The organism is Undibacterium sp. Jales W-56, assembly GCF_025548535.1.
Taxonomy (GTDB): Bacteria; Pseudomonadota; Gammaproteobacteria; order Burkholderiales; family Burkholderiaceae_D; genus Undibacterium.
The window spans coordinates 182856-202608 of record NZ_JAJLQW010000007.1 but is presented as its reverse complement, the minus strand read 5'-3'; the positions used below and the strand labels follow the sequence as shown (position 1 = coordinate 202608).

Sequence of the window (19753 nt, the reverse complement as noted above, 5' to 3'; positions counted from 1 at the left end):
TTTAGCCGGCGATTGCCGACTTCATGCAGCGATCCCGCTTATAATTTTGCTGGCAGTGCAGTACCAAGCTAAAAATAGCGTGCAGGCAATCATTTATTCTCAAAATCAAGAAACTAAGCTGCGATTGATGCATCATATAAAGTCATGAAAGAATTTCCCCTGAATATCCCTGCAGACAGATTTCCACGCGAGCCGGGTCAATGGCGCGCCGTCAGCCTGGCGGCATTGGTTCATTTGCTATTGCTGGCTTTCCTGTGGGTCGGCGTGCAATGGCAAAACAAAGAGACCATGGCGGTCGAGGCGGAAGTCTGGGATATGACGACCAGGGACGCCGCTCCCAAGCCGGTGCCGGTCGAGACTACTCCCGAGCCGGAAAAAATGGTGACTCCGGAAAAGCCGGTCGTTAAGGTGGCGCCGCTTGAAGATCCCGAGATCGCCCTGGCGCAAGAAAAAAAGCGCAAACTCGCTGAAAAGAAAAAACTCGAAGACCAGCAAAAAGCAGAGCGCGAAGAGGTCAAGCGTAAGCAGGAACAAGAGTTGAACCTGAAAAAAGAAAAAGAAAAACTCGCGGAGCAAAAGAAAAAAGTGGACAAACTTGCCGCAGAAGAAGCTGACAAGAAAAAACTTGCGGATAGCAAGAAACAGCAAAATAAAGAGCAAATTGCCCGTGAAAAAATGCGCGAGGAGGATATGCGCCGCTTAACCGGGCAAGCCACGGCGACCGGTAGCGGCGGCACAGGCGACGCGGCGAAATCAACCGGCAACAACCGCGGCGACCCAAGTTATGCCGCCCGCATAGGCACTAAAGTACGCTCGAATACCGTATTTAATGCGCCTGAAACGTCTGGTAACAATCCTACCGTAGAATACCGGATAGAGTTATTGCCCGATGGTTCTCTGCGTGGTCCAATACGCAAGTTAAAATCCTCCGGCATTCCGGGTTTTGATGAAGCGGTAGAAAAAGCGATCGAAAAATCCGCGCCTTTCCCCAGAGATAAATCCGGTGAAGTGCCATCGAGTATTGTGTATGTTCATAGAATGAAAGAATAAATCGGAATGAAGATTGTTTCCTTGATTAAAGCCTTGGGATTGAGCGCTGCATTGGTGACGGGTTTGGCGTATGCGCAATTGCGGGTTGAAGTATCCGGCGTAGGCTCAACGCAAATCCCGATTGCGATCGCCAGCTTTGCCGATGAGGGATTAATGCCGCAACAAATCACCGCGATCATTAAAGACGATTTGACACGCAGCGGCTACTTCCGTTTGATCGATGTGGGCACGGTCATCACCGAAACCAGTCCAGTGAATTTTGATAGCTGGAAGTCGCGCGGTGCAGAAGCGCTGGTGGTCGGTAGCGTACAAAAATTAAGCGACGGTCGTTTTGATGTTCGCTATAAATTATTGGATACCATCAAATCGTCGACGCTGTCCGGCTTCGCGCTGGCTGCACCGCCTGCGAATACACGTCTGACCGCACACAGAATCGCCGACGATATTTACGAAAAACTGATCGGTGTGCGCGGTGCTTTTTCCACCCGTATCGCTTATGTGACTAAAGCCGGTAATGAGTTCCGCTTAGAAGTCGCGGATGCAGACGGTGATGGTACGCAAGTTGCGTTGCGCTCGAACGAACCTATCATTTCACCAGCCTGGTCGCCGGATGGCACCAAGGTAGCCTACGTGTCTTTCGAAGCGAAGAAGCCGGTGATCTATGTACAAAACCTGATCACGCGTGAGCGCACTGTGATTGCGAACTACAAGGGCAGTAACTCGGCACCGGCCTGGTCGCCGGATGGCAGTAAATTGGCGCTGGCTTTATCGCGTGATGGCCTGACGCAGATTTATCTGGTGAATGCGAATGGCACGGGTTTGCAGCGTCTGACGCAGACTAGCGGTATCGATACCGAGCCACAATTCTCTGCCGACGGACAATACATTTACTTCCTCAGTGATCGCAGCGGCGGTCCGCAAATCTATCGCATGAGCGCTAATGGCGGCGACGCTAAACGCGTCACCTTCGGCGGCAGTTATAATATTACCCCGAGGATATCGCCAGACGGAAAAACCCTGGCCTATATTTCCCGTCGCGACGGTAAGTTCCAGTTGTATTCACTGGACCTGGCCAGCGGTCAGGAGCAGCGTTTATCCGATACGGTAAAAGACGAGTCGCCGAGTTTTTCACCGAACGGCAGATACATCATGTACGCTACTGAATCCGGGCGGCGCGGCTCATTGGCCGTGGTATCGGTCGATGGCAGGGTGAAGCAAAAATTGACGGTGCAAGCCGGAGATATTCGGGAACCCACTTGGGGTCCTTTCATGAAGTAATAGTTCAAGAGTTCTATGTGATTTTAGTTCGTTGGATTTACCAAGGTTTTTAAGTTTATTTCAATTTATTTCAGTTTAAAAAAAGGGGAATTACATGCGCTCACCGATCAAATCAAGCACTTTGGCCTTGCTGTTATCCAGCATCGCTTTGATTACCGCTTGCAGCACGCCAGTCAAATTGGACGCGCCTGCAAAAGTAGAAGACAAGTCTGCGACAACGACTACCCAACCTGCTGATACGCGCACTGTCAGCACCGTCGATACAGCTTCCGTCGATCCTTTGAATGATCCAAAAGGTGTATTGGCAAAACGCAGCGTGTATTTTGACTATGACAGCTATGTCGTTAAAGATGAGTACAAATCCCTGGTTGAAGCACACGCTAAATACCTGGTCACCAACAAGGGTCGCAAGATTCTGATCCAAGGCAATACCGATGAACGCGGCGGTCGCGAATACAACCTGGCGCTGGGTCAAAAACGTGCAGAAGCAGTGCGTAAAGCATTGGCATTGTTAGGTGTGCCGGAAGCGCAAGTTGAAGCGGTTTCTCTGGGTAAGGAAAAACCAAAAGCAATGGGTAGCGATGAAGCGTCCTGGGCAGAAAACCGCCGTTCCGACATCATTTATCAATAATCTGTGAAAGCGGATTGCACCATCATGCAATCCGCTTAATGTAGGGCAGCGGTGATCGACCAAGACGATCAAGTGCTAGTTTGCTTGGCGTACGTCTGGCCACCCATTTAAAGCGATATGCGCTTTTCTCGCTTTCCGGTCTGCTGGTTTAATCTTTTATTGCCAATCCCATGAAATTGTTTACATTCTCCCAACCGATGCGGGCTATTGCCTGTGCGATGCTGCTGGTGTCTGCGTTGCCATCGAGCGCATCCGCTGGTATTTTTGATGATGATGAAGCGCGTAAAGCGATTCTGGATTTGCGCGCCAAAGTTGATGCAGTCAGCACCAAGCTCGACAACAAACTCGATACCAAGGCGGATAAAAGCAGTGCATTGGAACTGGCGAATCAGATCGAACAGCTACGCGCCGAGATCGCAAAATTGCGCGGACAAGTCGAAGTGTTGACCAACGATCTGTCGAACACACAACGGCGTCAGCAAGATTTTTATGTCGATCTGGATAACCGCGTGCGTAAATTAGAGCCGAAGAAAATGACGATCGATGGCAAAGAAGCGACTGTCGATATCGGCGAGCAACGTGCTTACGATGCGGCGCTGTCTTTGTTTAAAGCGGCAGACTATAAAAATGCCAGCGCTGCATTTACCGCCTTCAATGTGAATTATCCGCAATCCGCTTACGCCGGATCCGCACAGTATTGGCTGGGTAATTCCTGGTACGCGCAACGCGATTGCAAAAATACGATTTCATCCTTGCATCTGCTCGTGAAGAATTATCCCGAGCATCCCAAAGCACCGGATGCGATGTTGAATATCGCCTCATGCCAGCTTGAATTAAAAGACAAATCGGGCAGCAAAAAAACGCTGGAAGCCGTCATTGCGCAGTATCCGGAAACCGATGCAGCGCAAGCAGCAAGGAGTCGTCTGGCCGCCACAAAATAAGTCTAAGATCGGAGAGAACCGGGCTTTGCAGGAAAAAATCCGGCAAGCTCGTTGACAGGGATTATGGAACATACTATAATTTCGTTCTTTCGGGTCGTTAGCTCAGCTGGTAGAGCAGCGGACTTTTAATCCGTTGGTCGCAGGTTCGAATCCCGCACGGCCTACCACGAAATTCGAAAGACTTAGGTGAAAATCTAAGTCTTTTTCATTTATAAGCACCGGCGTTATTGAATTTGCATTCCCTGTAGTGGTTTTTGCAGTTCACGCCTTGTTTTTAAATCGCAGTCTTTGGGTCGTTAGCTCAGCTGGTAGAGCAGCGGACTTTTAATCCGTTGGTCGCAGGTTCGAATCCCGCACGGCCTACCAAAGTTACACGCAAATAGTAAGGACTCAGGTGAAAGCCTGAGTCCTTTTTGTTTTTTCTGGTGTGGAGAAGTGTCTATACTTGTTGCACTATGACGCATTTTTACCTATTCAAGGATGCCTGATGAAACATCAACAGGATAAAAGCAAGCCCATGCCAGCATCAAAGAGTGCATCGAAACCGCCATCTCAGCCCGTCGTTAAGTCCGCTGCTAAACAGGAACAGCACCACGAGATTCGTCCTGGACAATCGATTGAGCTGCTCAAGGAGTTGCACATACTGACGCGTGACGGCAAGATGAATCAGGATAGTCGCCGCAAATTGAAACAGGTCTATCATCTATATCAATTCATCGAACCTTTGTTGCAGCAATTGCGCGAGGATCATGCCGATCTCAGCTTGGTTGATCACGGTGCCGGTAAGTCGTATCTCGGCTTTATTCTATATGACTTGTTTTTTAAGGCCAGCGCAGATCAGGATCGCTCCCACATCTATGGCATAGAAACACGGGATGAATTGGTGAGTAAATCGACCGAATTGGCACAGCGCTTAAACTTTCCCGGCATGTCATTTTTGAATTTATCGGTTGCAGAATCGATTCATTCAAAACAATTACCGGATCAGATCGATATCGTTACGGCCTTACATGCCTGCAATACCGCGACCGATGACGCCATAGAATTTGCCTTGAAAAAGAAAACCAGGTTCATGGTGCTGGTACCTTGTTGTCAGGCTGAAGTCGCGGCTGAATTGCGCAAGCACAAAGGCGATGCAGTACGTGACAACCCTTTATCGGAGATGTGGCGTCACCCAATTCATACGCGGGAATTTGGCAGCCAGATCACCAATGTCTTGCGTTGCCTTCAACTGGAAGCCCACGGCTATCAGGTGCGCGTGACGGAATTGGTCGGGTGGGAGCATTCGATGAAGAATGAATTGATTATTGCCGAATACAAAGGCTTGCCTGCCAAACGTCCGGCGGAGCGCCTGGCAGAAGTGTTAAAAAGTACAGGCCTGGACTCCATGCGCAAACGCTTTTTCACACCCGCGTGACATCGCAAGACGGTATTCATATTTGCCGCGGATAAAGTCATTCTGAGGTCATAAATAATGATTAATATCATTTATCAGAATACATGATGGGCTAAAAATCTAACGGTACTCACGCTTAGATTTATTATGTTGGGATAAAAACCTGGAATTGGTTTTTTCTAAGGTCTGCATGATGCATTTCGTATCGATACATCTTATTGGAGAGTCGCAGTATGTTTGCTGCCGTTGATCTTGGTTCAAATAGTTTTCGCTTGCACATAGGACGTCACGAGGGCGATGTGATCCGCGTCATCAAAAGCGCGCGTGATCCGATTCGCCTGGCCGCCGGTTTGGATAGCCAGGGGAATTTGTCGCCGGCAGCGATCAAGAGCGCGGTCGATAGCCTGGCCCGTTTCAAGCTTATTCTCGATGAATTCCCTATCGACGCGATGCGGGTGGTCGCGACCAACACGATACGTATTGCAAAAAATGCGGGCGAACTATTGCCAGCTGCCGAGGCGGCGATCGGTCATCCGATTGAAGTAATTTCGGGCGAGGAAGAAGGTCGCCTGATTTATATGGGGGTCTCGAATTCGATCGCGGTGCCCGGCGAACGTCGCCTGGTGCTGGACATTGGCGGCGGCTCGACGGAAGTGATTTTGGGTCGCGGCCACGAAATCGTTAGAGTCGAATCCTTCAGCATCGGCACGGTCAAACACAGCGCTACTTTTTTCCCGCAAGGGAAAATTACTGAAACAGGTTTCGAGGCGGCGATCCTATCGGCACGATCCTTGTTTGAAGATGCGGCACCGCCATACCAGCCCGAGCATTGGCGCAATGCCTATGGCTCGTCCGGGACGATCCGCGCGATCTCTGACGCGATTGCCAAGAACAGTCTGGGCGATGGTAGCATTACCTTGCAAAGCCTGACCACTCTGAAACAATATTGTGTGCAATGCGGTCAGGTAAGCCAGCTGGAATTAAATGGCATCAAGCCTGAGCGTATTGCGATGGTGGTCGGCGGACTGGCGATCCTGATTGGTTTGCTGCAAGAATTTAATATCGACGTGCTGCGTCCGATTGAAGCGGGTTTGCGTATGGGCGTCATGTGGGACCTGTATTTGCGTTCCACCAAGCGCGATCGACGTGAGCAGGCTGTGCATAATGCGACGACTTTATTTCACACGGATGTTACGCGCGCCAATCGGGTTGCCGATATGGTCAAGTCTTTGTACGCGCAACTGAGGCCTGCATCCGATACCTATACCCGTCATCTGCATTGGAGTGCCATGTTGCATGAAGTGGGCATGGTCGTCTCGCATACGGGTTATCACAAGCACGGTGCCTATATGATAGAGAATGCCGACATGGCGGGATTCACCACGCGTGAACAGCGCGTGATGAGCAAATTAATTTTGAGTCAAAAAGGCAATCTCAGAAAAATCAGCGACAGTTTTGCCGATCTTGATTTTGCCAAGGCAGTGTTGGCATTGCGTTTGTCCGTGACTTTCATGCATTCGCGGGTAGAGCTCGATTACGCCGATTTTCGTCTGAAAATGAAAAATAAAATCGAACTCGAAATCCGCCAGGACTGGGTTACTTTGCATCCGACGGTCGCGTTCTGGCTGCAAAAAGAAATCGAATGCTGGCGCGAGGTGGGTGTGGAATTTGTTGTGAAAGCGAATATCTAGGTGATTCAAATCCGTACTTCAGGGTTTGTTAACAGGTTCTAGTAAAGCGTAATAATCCATATCGACATAACGCTGATGCTTCCAGGCGACTTCCCGGCGCCGTCCCTCAAACTGAAATCCCAGCTTCAGTAACAGATCGCTGCTGGCATCGTTGTCAGGTTCTACTTCGGCTTCTATCCTGTGTAATTGCCGGGTGCTGAAAACGTGCGCCAATACGCTGCGCAGACATTCCTGCATGACACCCTGACGCCAATAATCAGGATGCAGCCAGTAACCGAGGTCGGCATTGTGATTGTCTTTATCCCATTCATACAATCCGCAAGCGCCGATCAATTGATCCGGTGCGGCAATCGGGCATATCGCCCACCAGCGCCCAGTCTGTTCCTGCTCCAGATGGCGATACCATTCAATTTGTTCTTGTGTGGCTATCAGGCTGTCATAAGAAATGCCGTAGTAGGCAATTACCTTGGGATGGGACAATCCTTTAAAAATATTCCCGATATCCTCTTGCACGATTTGCCTGAGGATAAAGCGGCTCGTGCGTAATTCCGGGAAATGGTCGCCAGATTTTTTTTCGGATGAGGATGTCATGCCAGATGAGTGGGTAGCCGATGCGTCAGTGTATTCCTAATTTTTTAAGCCGCGTATCGATTTGTAAAACAGTGCTTAAGTTTTGTATCGCTTAAGTATCACGACAGTGCCATCCCGTAAAAAAATGTAATAGTCCTCAGCACTTTTTTATCGCTGGACTATATTGACGGTGTTTCATTTTACTTTTCTTGATCCCACTCCCAAAGTGGTTTATAGCTACGTCTTATATGGCGTAGCTTTTTTTTGCCCATGCTGGATAAAATGAAAAAGAATCTAGTATTGAAGTGCCGGAAAGCCGCATCAACTTTGCATGCTTAACGAAAAATGCTTCTGAAGGTGAGGTTGATCCTGGCCGCATGGAATCTACTCTCTTTCGGAACAGCATGTTCCCAATAGCGTTGCAAATCACCGGCCATGAGCAGCACGCTGCCATTGGTCAGCGCGATCGTCAACGGTTTTTGTGCGGGTTTGTTTTTGTGCCGTAGTTTGAAGCGTCGCGTCTCGCCGAGACTGAGTGAGGCGATGACCGGTGATTGACCGAGCTCCGGTTCATCATCGCTATGCCAGCCTACGCTGTCGTACTGATCGCGATACAGGTTCAGCAGGACGCTATTGTAACGATGCTGTGTCAGATCTTCTATCGCCTGTTTGATCGATAGCAGGGTTGGGGGCCACGGGAAGGGATCGAGCGCCAGACCTGAATATTCGTAGCTGCTGTTGTTATCGCCATACCAGGCGGTCAGGCGCGGTTGCAAATGCGTTTTGCCCCACACCGTGATGGGATCTTGCCGCCACGGTGTGGTATTGAGCAGTTCATGAAATAAATCCGTGGCCTGCTCTGCAGTATAGAATTCATGCGCAAATGCCAGCTCACCATCGCTGATTGCGAGTTGCTCCAGGCTATTCGGTGCAGAAAAAAGATCCGGCATGGCGGCTGGCAAATTGACTGGTGTTAGAAATTACCCATATAGTCTTTTTTACCGATCTCAACGCCGTTATGACGCAGCAGCGCATAGGCCGTTGTGACATGGAAGAAGAATTGCGGCAAACCATAGGCCAATAAATAATTTTGACCGCTGAGTTTTTTTTCTTTCGGCGTGCCTGGACGTAAAACGATGTCCAGTTCTTCACTGCCTTCAAACTGTGCCGGAGTCAGGCTATCGAGCAGCGCCAGGGTTTTGGCGATACGCGCTTGCAAGTCGGCGAAACTTTGCTCATTGTCTTCATACGAAGGAACATCAATGTGAGCGAGGCGGGCGGATACGCTTTTGGCGAAATCGGCTGCGATCTGGATCTGGCGCGTGAACGAGAGCATGTCTGGGAACAGGCGCGATTGCAACAGCGCTGCCGGTTCGATATTTTTGGCCGTAGCATGGGCTTCGGCTTTGTTTAAAACATCGCTCAAGCTCAGCAGCATTTGGCGGAACACGGGAACAGAGGCGGCATACATAGAGATAGTCATGAAAACTCCTGATAGGTGAGTGAAGCGGGATGGTATTGCGATGATCGACCTGCAGTCATCAAGTGTTTCGTCACAAAGCAGAGTGATTATAGTGAGTTACCGGAAACCGCGTATGAGACCGGAATTGTGCCGGCAGCCAGTCGTGCGGCATGCAAATCGGCCGGGCTAAAAACCCCAAAAGCGCTGAAGCAGGCTTGCCTCAGCGCTTTGGTAAAACAGAATCAATAACTAAGGCATGCTATGAAGGGAAATTCCCCGCACGTACCACACTGCCAGAACCGCCTATGCTTTTGCTTACCTGCGGATCGCCGTAATAGGTGACAGTGCCTGAGCCACCGATACTGACTTTTAAATTGTCTCTGGTTGTGGTGCTGATTCTGCCCGAGCCGCCTATGCTGATCTTGGTGTCATTGGCTTTTAATGCCGCACCGTCAATCGAGCCGGAGCCGCCTATGTTCATCGACACTGTGGATGCCGTGCCGGCGACTTTAAAGCTACCGCTGCCGCCCACCGACAAAGCCAGGCTGTCTGCATTCAAGCCCTGCAAAGTAACTGCGCCGGCGCCACCCAAGGTAACGCGTAATTTAGCTGCCTGCAATTTGTCGGCATGGATAGAGCCGGAACCACCCACGTCAAGCTCATCGATCTGCTTTAATCGGATCACGATCTTCATGGTTCTGGTATCGAAATTCGTGTGCTTTTCGACGGGGCGTATTTTGAGAGTGCCATTATCGACGACGGTTTCTATCAGTGCGAGCAAATTATCGTCGGTTTCGATCGAAATACCTTCGCTCGTCCCTTGCTGCAATTCAACATTGGCTGGCAGCCCGATGCTGATCGCATTGAACTGGCTGACCGCCCGATTTTCCAGTTGCACCTTGCCTGAGCCTGCAATATGTTTCCCTGAGCCCCAACTCCAGCTCCAGTCCGCGGCGCTGGCCACAGGGGTATAGGTTACCAGTCCGATTGCACCGGATGCCAGGCCGATGACGCAAATACGATGTGCAAAACGAGTCAAAGTAATCATGCTGTTTCCTTATCAATGGAGATCAAACAATGCTGTCGCAGTATGCGGAAATCCGCAGCGAGGTGCGAATGGTTTGCGATGAAATGGTTTTATGCTGGAATAGAACGTCTCCGCTCGGGATAGACGGCAGCGCCATGTGCCGTCGATTTCTAGCGATTGATGAATGCCGTATCCCAAGTGGTGCGTGGTGCCGCTTTTTCCAGGTGGCGCTCATTTTCTGCCTGGATACTGGCTATTTCAAGCAGGATTTCGTTTGGGAAGCCGACTCTGTTTTCGCCTGGCCCTTGAATCACCAATGCCGTCAGATAGCGTTTGAGGTGCATGGGCTCATTGCAGAACAGGCAAATCCGCTGCCACAAATGGGGATACGCCGTTTTGATATACTGTTTAGGGGTTAGCCGCTCAATATCATGGATCGACATCGCAACGATATTGCTGGGTGTCGGACAGGACGAATAGATGGCCTGCACCGTATCTGGATTGGCGGATGCGTTAGTAGCTGGCGCCTGCTGGGTGCGCATTACCGTGCTTGCAGCGATATCTGGTTTGGGAGCGGCGATCGTCGAGAAGGGCGCCAGTATGCGCAAGATCTGATCGAAAATTGGCAGCGCCTGTCTTTCCCAGCGTATCGTTTTAATGCCTGCCGTTTTAAAAAAAGCTTCATTGCTCAGGTATTTGCCATCATCGTCAAGTTCTTCATTCAACTCGATTACACAGAGCAGATTCATGCTGGCATCAAAGATCGCGTAATCGACTTTCCTGCCTTCGAGATCGGCTTGTTCCGCCCGTCTCAGTTTGGGATCGCTACTCATCGGTTCGAGCAAGTCGTTCAGGTCCACTTTCGGAAAGATATAGCAAGTCGGTACAGCGCGGCGTAAGCGCCCGAAAAAAACCTGTTCTTGTTTTTCAAAGAAAGGCTTTTCTTCATAGGCTGCAGTCGTACTTTTATTTTTCTTGAAAGGGAAAGAAAACATCAATCGGCCTTATCTCCAAAGTGGACAGGTACATAGTTACAACGCATCAAATGAAGAGTCGCTCCACCGGACTGTTGACTCAACATGCCGCCATGATTGGCTTTCATATGCCTTACCTTCAAGCTGAGTGTTGATACTCGCCCATTGAGACTACGCGATGTACTGATGGCGTGTCGGTTTGCCGCAAATAGTGACAATAATTCTGATCTTTATTTGCAAAAAAGGCAAGCTTTATGCAATTCGAGCCGCATCGATCAAACAAGATATTCAGCTTATAGCTGTTTGGCTTGGAATGTATCGCATTGCTCCATTTTTCCGCTCTCCAGGCCGCGACTAAACCAGCGAACTCGTTGCTCGGAGCTGCCATGGGTGAATGAGTCCGGCACTACCTGTCCCTGCGCTTTGCGCTGCAAGGCATCGTCGCCGATGGCGGTGGCGGCATTCAAGGCAGTTTCTACATCGCCTTTTTCCAGAATGCTGCGCGCCTGATTCGCATGAAAAGCCCAGACCCCGGCGAAGCAATCCGCCTGTAGTTCCATTTTTACCGACAAGGCGTTTCCCTGTATGAGTGAAGCGCGCACCCGTGCATCATGCACTTTGTCGGATATTCCCAACAGGTTTTGTACATGGTGCCCCACCTCATGCGCAATTACATAGGCTTGCGCGAATTCGCCGCTGACATGAAAACGATCGCGCATCAATCGATAGAAGCTCAGATCAATATACACTTTGCGGTCGGAAGGGCAGTAAAACGGGCCTGTCGCCGATTCTCCTTTGCCACATGCAGTGGATGTGAGCGTGTCGAAAATGACCAGATGGGGCGCTGTATATTGCGCGCTGCTGGCACTGAACAATTCTTTCCAGACATCTTCCGTATCTGCCAAAACAGTACGCACAAACTTGGTTTCCCTGTCATTGGCGGCAGGGCGGACCTGATGGTTGGATTGATTGGTCTGGCTGGTCGATACTTGCCCCGAACCGCCACCGCTCAGCAAACTCAATACCGTCAGGGGATTCACCCCGAAAAAATACGATGCGACCAAAGCGATGACGATGGAGCCAATGCCGATATGCCGGCCGCCGATTCCACTGCCGCCACCGCCGCCACTATTATCGTCACCGCGACGGTCTTCCACATTATCGCTTTCGCGATTGCCTTCCCATTTCATATTGTTTCCTTCACTGTAAGGATCATATCGCTGTCATGTAGCAAGACCTACGCAAAACGCTAAGCTGCTCATCACTGTTCATATTGAACCCGCAGGCTGGATGCGGCTTTCAGAGGTATTTCGTGCCAACAGGCGCACCCAGCTTGCGGGTTCGTTTTAATTTTCACACCTCAATGAGTCAGTTCTTCTTGCGTGTCTCCGTGTCTCGGTGGTGAGCGTTTGTGGTTTTTGCGGTGTCCTGGTCAATTCAGATCATCGACTTGTAAGGCGTCGCGCTTCTTTTGTACGTCGTACACCGTCAGGATCGCATGCGCAATCAAGTCAACTGCGGGACGGGTATTGCCTTGCTTGTCTTCCCATATTTTGGGTGTCAAAGCACCTGAAACAGAAACAGCGTCGCCGTCGCCTAAGGCCAGCAAGGCTGCTTGCAGCGTATCGTCGAACGCGATTACATTACAAAAAATCGTATCGCCGCCAGCCAGCGCGACGCGCAGCTTGCAGGTGACGTAGTGGCTAGCTGCCTGGCCTTGCCGTTGCTGCGCCTGGCCATACATCCTGCCGGCAATGAGTGCATCTATCACATGAGCCTTTGTGCATTATTTGAGTAATTGAAAAAAATATTCCGACTTCCTGACAATGCGCTTGGACGCCGTTCCAAACAGGTCATGCGTCTCTTGCAGCACATATTCATTGATGTCTTTCAGGTGGAAAAGTATGCCGCGAAAATTGGTTCCCAGATAATCGAATGGAGCAAGTTTGGTTTTGACCGGATCGTCACTCGCTAATAATCCGCGTAATTTGCGCTCCAGATCGTATAAGGATTTTTCGTCAAAAGAAACGCTGGTTCCCTTAGGTGTAGGGAAATTCGTGGAAAACGATGAATTTTGCCCCATAGGATTTTTGACGGTAATTCTGATGCCGAGTTTTAAGAATTTCGCTATCGCAAAAAAATCATTATCGTCGTACATGCAATCTCCTCGTTCATATGGATTGGATAGAGGTTTTTTCTGTCATCGAGTTCACTGTTGGCAAACTCTAAATCATCAATAATTTACGTCGCTCATATTCGGTTTTGATAATATATCGCTGAATCGCAACTTCCATCGCATGCGGCAATTTAAAAAATTTTACGCCAATCCGATAACGTCGATGACCATCCCGGCTAATCAGCGTCACATGCCTTACCTGGCCGGAACAGATCAAGGTCGTTTTATCCGATAAGGGAATTTCGAGATGCCTGATTTTGTCGTCTGCGCGCAGCGAAGGCAGTCCGGTCACTGTCGCCCCAAAGCCGCCGACACTCAAATCATGCAAGACCATATCATTGATTCTCGTACCATCTTCCATCCATAGTGTGACTTTGAGCGGATTCGCTACCGGCAGGATATTTCTGTAAGTTTCGCGCCTTTGAAGACGGATAATACGTTCGGGCAAAGGTACCCAGAATGCCTGGCTCTCGCCCCACATAAACCGGTTTGGCTTGACTCCGGTAAATTGCACGCGGATACCGTCGGGCATTGCAACAAACGCGCAAGTGGCGCTTTTAGGCAAGAGTTTATTGGCCCTCTGGTCGCCACCCAGATCAAAAATCAAGGCTTCGGAACGCGCCTCCAGGAGCATGCTAAGGATAAATTCTTGCCCGCCATTGAAATAGACGGTGACAGGCTCCCTGCGGTGGATGAGATCATTGAGTATGTTCAAGATCTCCATCTTACCGAGCAAAAAATAGCGATCCTCAATTTCATCGTTACTTAAGGACGCCGACATGAATTTGTCTCCAAAAAGTGATGTATACGAAAATACTCTCTGGGAGTAAGGAGGTCAATACCGTTTAGCATCATATAAGCCGGGAGAGTGGCTATCGGGCATCTATTTGCGTCATTATTGCCGGAGTCATCGTTGGGCGGGATCAAGCGCATCCGGCGAAGGATATGGCAAGACAGTGCTGACGCTGAATAAGCTTGGGTACCGGGCTCAGATAGTCAGGATAAACCGTGCGCCGTGTTGTACTGCATGGGCATAACGTACGGTACCGCCGTTACCCTGTATTAACTGCTGCACCATAGCCAGCCCGATGCCGCTGCCTTTTTCTTTGGTGGAAAAGAAGGGCGTAAAAATATGCGGGATAAATTCTTCCGGCACGCCAGGCCCATTGTCGCTGATTTCGACGCGCAAGCGTCCGCCGCGACTGAGTTTGGCGCGGATCACGACTTCGGGTTTGCTAGTGCCGGCAGTGGCTTCTTCGGCATTTTTGATTAAATTGATCAGTGCCTGCTCGAATTGTGCGGGATCGATCATCAATTCTAAAGAGTCGGGCTCTGCCAAAAAAATAGCCCGCCCGCCGCGTGCGGCCCAGGCGGGGGCGGTCAGTGCCGACAAACGGTCAAATAAATTATTCAGATGGACGCGTTCAGGATGGGCTGGCGGGACATTCGATAAACTGCGATAGCTGCCGACAAAATCGGCCAGACCGTGGGCGCGGCGACTTATCGCATCGAGTGCCATGCTGAAATCCTTGACACTGTCGGCAGGCAAGTCCGGCTTCAGATCGTCCAATAAATCATGGGCCGTGCGCGACAGCGACGCCACCGGGGTGAGCGAATTCATGATCTCATGTGTCAGGACATGGACTAATTTTTGCCAGGCTTGTTGCGCCTCATATTGCAGCTCCGTTTCTACCGGCATCAAGGCCACCATCATTGCAGTGCTGCCGTGCAGGGTGACGCTGCTGGTCGCCAGCAAGGCACGCTCCAGCCCTTGTTCGGTTTCAAACAAAATCATGCTGCGCTTGCCTACTGCCTGTGCTCTGAGCAAATCAAATAATTGTTCCGGCTTGGCTGTACGGCCCGGTGCCAGCAGGCGGCGGGCATTGCCATTCATGGCATGGACTGGATGAGGGAGGGTATTTTTATCGATGGCAAACAAGGCAATCGGCGCATGTTCCAGGCGCGTTTCCAATGTCGTAATACGGTCTTGCATACCGCCCGGGTCTTGCGGCAATGGCGGCGTGACATCCGGCACCAGGACCACTTGCCGCGTCGCTAAATCTGCCAGGCCGAACCAGAGCAGCCACCAGCCGATCAACCCCGTCAATCCGCATAAAGTCAGCAGGCGCGCGGTTTGCAGGAGGTGCGTTGCATTGGCTATATAAACGGCGCTCGCAGCGGCAGCCATCAAGATCAGCGTACCGAGCAGACAGAATAATTTTCGATGCCGGTAGCGCTGTCCGGGCGCAGACGCCGACATATCAGATGTCATGTTTTTCCAGCTTGCGATACAAGGCGGCGCGGCTTAAACCCAGAAGTTTCGCCGCCTGGCTGATATTGCCGCCTGCCTGCGTCATGGCGCTGGCGATGGCGTCACGCTCCAGGGTAGTGAGTTTGAATGTCTCGTTGAGCGGCAGAAGGCGCTGCTCTGACTTGAACTCTGTCGCTGCATCGGCTGCAGGATCGAGCGAAGTCATGCCGAAATCCTGAAATGCATATTCGGCTTGGGTACCGAGTATCACTGCGCGTTCACAGGCATGCCGCAGTGCCCGGATATTGCCTGGCCAGCGATAATCGCATAAGGCATTCAAGGCCGCATCATTGATGGCGCGTACCGGGCGCTGATATTGGGCTTGATACAAAGCCAGATAATGCTGCAACAACGCGGGGATATCGTCACGCCGCTCACGCAGCGGCGGCACCCGTAATACGATCGTGTTCAGGCGGAATAACAAGTCGGGACGGAATACCGACGGATCGAATAATTTGAGCTCGCGGAGATTGGTAGCGCTGACGATGCGCACATCGATTTTCTCCGCTTTGTCCATGCCCACCGGCGTGACTTCCCGGCGCTCCAGTGCGGTCAGCAACTTCGCCTGCGCACCCAGAGGCAGGTTGCCGATTTCATCGAGAAACAAGACGCCACCGCGCGCCGCCTGAAAGCGCCCGGCACGGTCGCTACGCGCATCGGTAAATGCGCCTTTGCGATGGCCGAACATATCACTCTCAAACGTGGTCTCGGGTATCGCTCCCATATCGACGGCCAGGAAGCCGGCGTGCTGCCGTGGCGATGCCTGGTGAATGGCGCGCGCCACTAATTCTTTACCGACGCCATTCTCACCCAGCACCATGACATTCGCCTCGGTCGGCGCGACATTGCAGATCATGGCCTTGAGTTCGCGCATACAGGCGGACTCGCCCATTAAGGCCGCAAGCGCTGAAGACGCATTATTTGCGACATGACTGACGGCTGAGCCGGCTCTCCTGGCGAGCGCGGTTTCTACCGCAGCCAGTAGCCGTGCATTATCCCAGGGTTTGGTGATGAAATCGCAGGCACCGCGTTTCAGCGCTTCTACCGCCAGCGGTACATCGGCATACGCCGTGACCGCGATGACCGCAGGGGCCGGGTGCTGCGCACGCAACAGATCCAGCATTGCCAGGCCTTCGCCGCCATCCGTGCGGCCAGCAGTCAAATTAAAATCGAGTAAAACCAGATCGGGAAGGTGTTGCGCTAACACGCTGGATACTTGTGCCGGATCGTTCACCACGTTCACTTGCCCGTAACGGCGACGCAACAACATCTGCGCGGCACATGCGACATCGGGATCATCGTCGACGATGAGTAAATTAGGTAAGCTAGTGGACATGAAACTCGTTCTTGATTGAAATAGGCAGTCACTCGCCACGACCGGCAATCGGCGCTAAGCGGGCTACTGGTCCAATCCACTCGTCGAATCTATCAGGCCAGTCCGCTGCAGGGCATTTTAGCTTTGAAGTACCGCGCTAGCAATCATTCTCCCGCCTATCTGCGAGGTCGCATCAGAACTGTCCGATATCGGACAGTCGCCTTGTTCAGTAGCGGACAGGCATTCCAAAAAAAGACGATTTGTCTCGATTTTTCACCGTGATGCCAGCCTTAAAGTCGCTGGCACAAAGCTTGCGGCTGAGGATAAATGAAGATAAGTCCCCAACCGATGAAAACCTATCCGCTTTACCCATGAAAGTATCGACACCTCATCTGGCTGTGAGCGGCGCTGCCATGGATGTCATCGTCCCGCAGACCCACACCAAAAAAATCGTCAGCGGCATGCTGCTGTTGCTGTGCATTGCCTTGATGGCCGCAGGACTCTGGCGCTTCATGCCGAGAGGCTTGCAGGTGTCGCCGGACGATGTGCGCATTGCCAATGTCGAGAGCGGGATTTTTTTAGATGACATTGTGGTACGGTCCAAGGCAGAAGCACTGCATTCGGTGATTCTGGATTCAGTAGAATCCGGCAGGGTAGAGGAGGTGTTTGCGCGTGACGGTGCGATTGTCAAACAGGGCGAAGTATTATTCCGTATCTCGAATCCGCAACGCAATCTGGAGTTGTTGCAGCGCCAGTCTGAGCACACGCAGCAGATTTCTAATCTGGCGAATTTACGCGTGAATTTTGAAGCGGCGAATACCGATCACCAGCGCCGCCTGTCGGATCTTGAATTCAATTTGATGCAAGCCAAAAAGAAGCATGCGCGGAATGTGACGCTGGCTGCGCAAGGATTTATTTCCGCGGTCGCATTGGACGAATCCGCCGACACCCTGGAACAGCAGCAGCGCGCCTATAACGAAGAGAAAAAACACAGTTCCAGCGAAACCGCAGTCAAACGCGATGCCGTCGCCCAGATGGAAAGAGCGATCAAAAATATAGAAGGCGGCCTGACACTGGTGAACGCTACGGTAGCGGCATTGGTAGTGCGTGCGCCAGTTGCCGGGCGGCTGACCGACTTCCGTTTACAAATCGGTGAGACCGTCAAGACCGATCAGCACATTGGGCGGATCGACGATCCGCTTAAATTTAAACTCAGCGCCCAGGTCGATGAATATTATCTGAATCGTGTCGCGATTGGCCGTCAGGGCTGGCTCAAACAAGACGCCAGAGACTATGTAGTTGAAGTCAGCCGGGTCTATCCGCAAATTAAGGAGGGGCGTTTTTCGATTGAATTAGTATTCAAGAATCAGCAACCAAGCAGCTTGAGTCCGGGACAAAGTCTGGATGCCCAGATTACCTTGGGTGAGCCGAAAGCCGCGCTGTTGTTGCCGAATGCGGCCTTTGTAACGGACAGCGGCGGCGCCTGGGTATTTGTGGTCGCCGACAACGGCATCGATGCCGAGAAGCGCATGATAAAAACAGGACGTCGCAACAACCGTCAGATCGAGGTGTTGTCGGGATTGAAGGAAGGAGAAAAAATCGTGGTGTCGAGTTATGCCGCCTTTGGCAATGCGACGCGCTTGCAGATGAAGAAATGAGGCAGGTTGACGGACAGGTCTTAAGTGTGTTGGACGATTTTAGATGGAAATGACGGTGTGGGCTGCTACACTGTCGTAAGCGCAGAGAATCATTATTTCCCCGCTTATTGCTCTTACACAGGAGACTACCAGCATGATCAAAGGCAGTAGCTTTCATTTACGTCACGTTCGCAAGGACGATATCCCTCAACTGATTACCCTGATGAATTCGCCGGAAGCCAAAGGTGAATTCTTGTCCCTGGAATTGATGTTGCCCGGCGTCCTGGAAAAAAAGTTTGAAGCCGAATCGCAGTCCAAAGAAACCAGCGAAACCTTCCTGATCATTGACGGGCATGAGGTGAATCGGGGCGCGATACTCGGACGGGTATTTCATTTTAAAACGGTGCCGTATTTCAATTCGCGCGAAATTGGCTACGGCATGTTCACCAATGAGATGCGCGGCAAAGGCATCATGACCGAGGCCGTGCGCATGCTGACGGATTACCTGTTCAAGACCACGCTGATCAATCGCTTGGAAATCCACATGAAGGTGGATAATATCGCCTCGGAAAAAGTCGCGATCAATTGCGGCTATCTGAAAGAAGGCATCGCCCGCGGCGCTTCATTCAGTCGCGGCAGGCATATTGATATTGCGATGTATGCCTTGTTGCGTGAAGAATGGGAGCAACTGGCTGGCTGAGCGCAGGGCGTTCAGACATCCTCAGCTTGATTCATTGCCAGATGCTATCCGAGAGACCATTCAATGACCAATTTAATTACCCGACAAACCCTGGCAGAGCTGACCCAGGCCGCCAAAGACAGTCCGCGACTGCGCAAGAACCTGAATTTCCATACCGCGAATGACAGTGCTTGCCATCGCTTGCTGAATGCGCTGGAGCCTGGCACCTATATTGCACCGCATCGTCACCTGTCTGTGGAAAAGGACGAAACCATCATCGTCATGAGCGGGCGTTTTGGCGTGCTGCTATTTGATGCGCAGGGATCGATTACTGAAACCGTCGTGCTGTCGAACAGCCAGGAAAATCAGGACAGCCTGGGCATTACGATACCGGCGGGGGTGTTCCACAGTATGGTGGCACTGGAAAGCGGCTCGGTATTTTTTGAAAGTAAAGCCGGACCGTATGCTGCTTTCACTGAGGAGGAGAAAGCGCATTGGGCACCGCTTGAGGGCGATCCTGCTTGCGCGGCGTATCTGCACCATATGATGGCGCAGTTTGATGGCTCAGTTCAGCTAACAGTCAGGGCGGCAATGCCGTTCCGTTGAGGAAAAAAG

20 protein-coding genes and 2 tRNA genes are annotated in these 19753 nt (G+C 51.3%); 11 read left to right on the top strand and 11 right to left on the bottom strand.

Translation table 11 applies throughout. The features are described 5' to 3' along the window. The first annotated feature begins 144 nt into the window (after nucleotides 1–144). The 8 genes from tolA (at nucleotide 145) to LPB67_RS17845 (ending at nucleotide 6987) form a co-directional block, all read left to right on the top strand. Entirely contained in the window at nucleotides 145–1050 is a 906-nt protein-coding gene (gene tolA / locus LPB67_RS17880; protein WP_262838666.1) for a cell envelope integrity protein TolA, read from the top strand. Between the two features lie 6 nt (nucleotides 1051–1056). Further along, nucleotides 1057–2328: a Tol-Pal system beta propeller repeat protein TolB gene (gene tolB / locus LPB67_RS17875; protein WP_262838665.1), complete on the top strand. Its 1272-nt coding sequence runs from the start codon at nucleotides 1057–1059 to the stop codon at nucleotides 2326–2328. Nucleotides 2329–2422: 94 nt separating this feature from the next. Beyond that, nucleotides 2423–2959 carry a peptidoglycan-associated lipoprotein Pal gene (gene pal, locus LPB67_RS17870; protein ID WP_262838664.1) on the top strand — a complete coding sequence of 179 codons (537 nt, stop codon included), beginning with the start codon at nucleotides 2423–2425 and terminating at the stop codon, nucleotides 2957–2959. Between the two features lie 170 nt (nucleotides 2960–3129). Then, complete coding sequence (gene ybgF, locus LPB67_RS17865; protein ID WP_262838663.1) at nucleotides 3130–3900, top strand: tol-pal system protein YbgF; 771 nt, start codon at nucleotides 3130–3132, stop codon at nucleotides 3898–3900. Between the two features lie 91 nt (nucleotides 3901–3991). Then, nucleotides 3992–4067: transfer RNA gene (locus LPB67_RS17860), tRNA-Lys, on the top strand. Nucleotides 4068–4190: 123 nt separating this feature from the next. Next, a tRNA-Lys gene (locus tag LPB67_RS17855) sits at nucleotides 4191–4266 on the top strand. Between the two features lie 121 nt (nucleotides 4267–4387). Then, on the top strand, nucleotides 4388–5317 hold the full coding sequence (locus tag LPB67_RS17850; protein ID WP_262838662.1) for a class I SAM-dependent methyltransferase: 930 nt from the start codon (nucleotides 4388–4390) through the stop codon (nucleotides 5315–5317). Nucleotides 5318–5529: 212 nt separating this feature from the next. Beyond that, nucleotides 5530–6987: a Ppx/GppA phosphatase family protein gene (locus tag LPB67_RS17845; RefSeq protein WP_262838661.1), complete on the top strand. Its 1458-nt coding sequence runs from the start codon at nucleotides 5530–5532 to the stop codon at nucleotides 6985–6987. An 18-nt stretch (nucleotides 6988–7005) separates the two neighbouring features. Here the strand turns inward: LPB67_RS17845 and LPB67_RS17840 are convergent, their stop codons facing one another. The 11 genes from LPB67_RS17840 to LPB67_RS17790 form a co-directional block, all read right to left on the bottom strand. Beyond that, a complete protein-coding gene (locus LPB67_RS17840; RefSeq protein WP_262838660.1) occupies nucleotides 7006–7578 on the bottom strand; it encodes a GNAT family N-acetyltransferase in 573 nt (190 codons plus the stop codon). Nucleotides 7579–7892: 314 nt separating this feature from the next. Continuing rightward, nucleotides 7893–8507 (bottom strand): alpha-ketoglutarate-dependent dioxygenase AlkB family protein, encoded by a 615-nt coding sequence (locus LPB67_RS17835; RefSeq protein WP_262838658.1) that lies wholly within the window; start codon nucleotides 8505–8507, stop codon nucleotides 7893–7895. 23 nt (nucleotides 8508–8530) lie between these two features. Beyond that, nucleotides 8531–9040, bottom strand: coding sequence for a DUF1993 family protein (locus LPB67_RS17830; RefSeq protein ID WP_262838657.1), 510 nt, complete (start codon nucleotides 9038–9040; stop codon nucleotides 8531–8533). Between the two features lie 238 nt (nucleotides 9041–9278). Continuing rightward, nucleotides 9279–10067, bottom strand: a complete 789-nt coding sequence (locus tag LPB67_RS17825; protein ID WP_262838656.1) for a head GIN domain-containing protein — start codon at nucleotides 10065–10067, stop codon at nucleotides 9279–9281. Between the two features lie 149 nt (nucleotides 10068–10216). Beyond that, complete coding sequence (locus LPB67_RS17820; RefSeq protein WP_262838655.1) at nucleotides 10217–11041, bottom strand: DUF2726 domain-containing protein; 825 nt, start codon at nucleotides 11039–11041, stop codon at nucleotides 10217–10219. Nucleotides 11042–11313: 272 nt separating this feature from the next. Next, the gene (locus LPB67_RS17815; protein ID WP_262838654.1) at nucleotides 11314–12210 is read right to left on the bottom strand and encodes a neutral zinc metallopeptidase; all 897 of its coding nucleotides are present in this window, start codon (nucleotides 12208–12210) and stop codon (nucleotides 11314–11316) included. Nucleotides 12211–12452: 242 nt separating this feature from the next. Next, nucleotides 12453–12791, bottom strand: coding sequence for a single-stranded DNA-binding protein (locus LPB67_RS17810; RefSeq protein WP_262838653.1), 339 nt, complete (start codon nucleotides 12789–12791; stop codon nucleotides 12453–12455). 15 nt (nucleotides 12792–12806) lie between these two features. Further along, nucleotides 12807–13178, bottom strand: a complete 372-nt coding sequence (locus LPB67_RS17805; protein ID WP_262838652.1) for a hypothetical protein — start codon at nucleotides 13176–13178, stop codon at nucleotides 12807–12809. A gap of 67 nt (nucleotides 13179–13245) precedes the next feature. Beyond that, complete coding sequence (locus LPB67_RS17800) at nucleotides 13246–13977, bottom strand: flagellar brake protein (RefSeq protein WP_262838651.1); 732 nt, start codon at nucleotides 13975–13977, stop codon at nucleotides 13246–13248. A gap of 207 nt (nucleotides 13978–14184) precedes the next feature. Then, nucleotides 14185–15468, bottom strand: coding sequence for a sensor histidine kinase (locus tag LPB67_RS17795; protein ID WP_262838650.1), 1284 nt, complete (start codon nucleotides 15466–15468; stop codon nucleotides 14185–14187). Further along, on the bottom strand, nucleotides 15458–16843 hold the full coding sequence (locus LPB67_RS17790; RefSeq protein ID WP_262838649.1) for a sigma-54-dependent transcriptional regulator: 1386 nt from the start codon (nucleotides 16841–16843) through the stop codon (nucleotides 15458–15460). Before LPB67_RS17790 ends, LPB67_RS17795 begins: the two co-directional genes overlap by 11 nt. A gap of 350 nt (nucleotides 16844–17193) precedes the next feature. Here LPB67_RS17790 and LPB67_RS17785 point away from each other — a divergent pair, with 350 nt between their 5' ends. From LPB67_RS17785 to LPB67_RS17775, 3 genes are all read left to right on the top strand, one after another. Beyond that, nucleotides 17194–18480: an efflux RND transporter periplasmic adaptor subunit gene (locus LPB67_RS17785; RefSeq protein ID WP_262838648.1), complete on the top strand. Its 1287-nt coding sequence runs from the start codon at nucleotides 17194–17196 to the stop codon at nucleotides 18478–18480. A 133-nt stretch (nucleotides 18481–18613) separates the two neighbouring features. Next, nucleotides 18614–19159: a GNAT family N-acetyltransferase gene (locus tag LPB67_RS17780; protein ID WP_262838647.1), complete on the top strand. Its 546-nt coding sequence runs from the start codon at nucleotides 18614–18616 to the stop codon at nucleotides 19157–19159. Between the two features lie 63 nt (nucleotides 19160–19222). Then, nucleotides 19223–19744 (top strand): WbuC family cupin fold metalloprotein, encoded by a 522-nt coding sequence (locus LPB67_RS17775; RefSeq protein ID WP_262838646.1) that lies wholly within the window; start codon nucleotides 19223–19225, stop codon nucleotides 19742–19744. Nucleotides 19745–19753 lie beyond the last annotated feature (9 nt).

Excerpts from the sequence above, each read along its gene's own strand:
- tolA (WP_262838666.1), top strand. The coding sequence starts at position 145 with ATGAAAGAATTTCCCCTGAATATCCCTGCAGACAGATTTCCACGCGAG.
- tolB (WP_262838665.1), top strand. The coding sequence starts at position 1,057 with ATGAAGATTGTTTCCTTGATTAAAGCCTTGGGATTGAGCGCTGCATTG.
- pal (WP_262838664.1), top strand. The coding sequence starts at position 2,423 with ATGCGCTCACCGATCAAATCAAGCACTTTGGCCTTGCTGTTATCCAGC.
- ybgF (WP_262838663.1), top strand. The coding sequence starts at position 3,130 with ATGAAATTGTTTACATTCTCCCAACCGATGCGGGCTATTGCCTGTGCG.
- LPB67_RS17850 (WP_262838662.1), top strand. The coding sequence starts at position 4,388 with ATGAAACATCAACAGGATAAAAGCAAGCCCATGCCAGCATCAAAGAGT.
- LPB67_RS17845 (WP_262838661.1), top strand. The coding sequence starts at position 5,530 with ATGTTTGCTGCCGTTGATCTTGGTTCAAATAGTTTTCGCTTGCACATA.
- LPB67_RS17840 (WP_262838660.1), bottom strand. The coding sequence starts at position 7,578 with ATGACATCCTCATCCGAAAAAAAATCTGGCGACCATTTCCCGGAATTA.
- LPB67_RS17835 (WP_262838658.1), bottom strand. The coding sequence starts at position 8,507 with ATGCCGGATCTTTTTTCTGCACCGAATAGCCTGGAGCAACTCGCAATC.
- LPB67_RS17830 (WP_262838657.1), bottom strand. The coding sequence starts at position 9,040 with ATGACTATCTCTATGTATGCCGCCTCTGTTCCCGTGTTCCGCCAAATG.
- LPB67_RS17825 (WP_262838656.1), bottom strand. The coding sequence starts at position 10,067 with ATGATTACTTTGACTCGTTTTGCACATCGTATTTGCGTCATCGGCCTG.
- LPB67_RS17820 (WP_262838655.1), bottom strand. The coding sequence starts at position 11,041 with ATGTTTTCTTTCCCTTTCAAGAAAAATAAAAGTACGACTGCAGCCTAT.
- LPB67_RS17815 (WP_262838654.1), bottom strand. The coding sequence starts at position 12,210 with ATGAAATGGGAAGGCAATCGCGAAAGCGATAATGTGGAAGACCGTCGC.
- LPB67_RS17805 (WP_262838652.1), bottom strand. The coding sequence starts at position 13,178 with ATGTACGACGATAATGATTTTTTTGCGATAGCGAAATTCTTAAAACTC.
- LPB67_RS17800 (WP_262838651.1), bottom strand. The coding sequence starts at position 13,977 with ATGTCGGCGTCCTTAAGTAACGATGAAATTGAGGATCGCTATTTTTTG.
- LPB67_RS17795 (WP_262838650.1), bottom strand. The coding sequence starts at position 15,468 with ATGACATCTGATATGTCGGCGTCTGCGCCCGGACAGCGCTACCGGCAT.
- LPB67_RS17790 (WP_262838649.1), bottom strand. The coding sequence starts at position 16,843 with ATGTCCACTAGCTTACCTAATTTACTCATCGTCGACGATGATCCCGAT.
- LPB67_RS17785 (WP_262838648.1), top strand. The coding sequence starts at position 17,194 with ATGAAAGTATCGACACCTCATCTGGCTGTGAGCGGCGCTGCCATGGAT.
- LPB67_RS17780 (WP_262838647.1), top strand. The coding sequence starts at position 18,614 with ATGATCAAAGGCAGTAGCTTTCATTTACGTCACGTTCGCAAGGACGAT.
- LPB67_RS17775 (WP_262838646.1), top strand. The coding sequence starts at position 19,223 with ATGACCAATTTAATTACCCGACAAACCCTGGCAGAGCTGACCCAGGCC.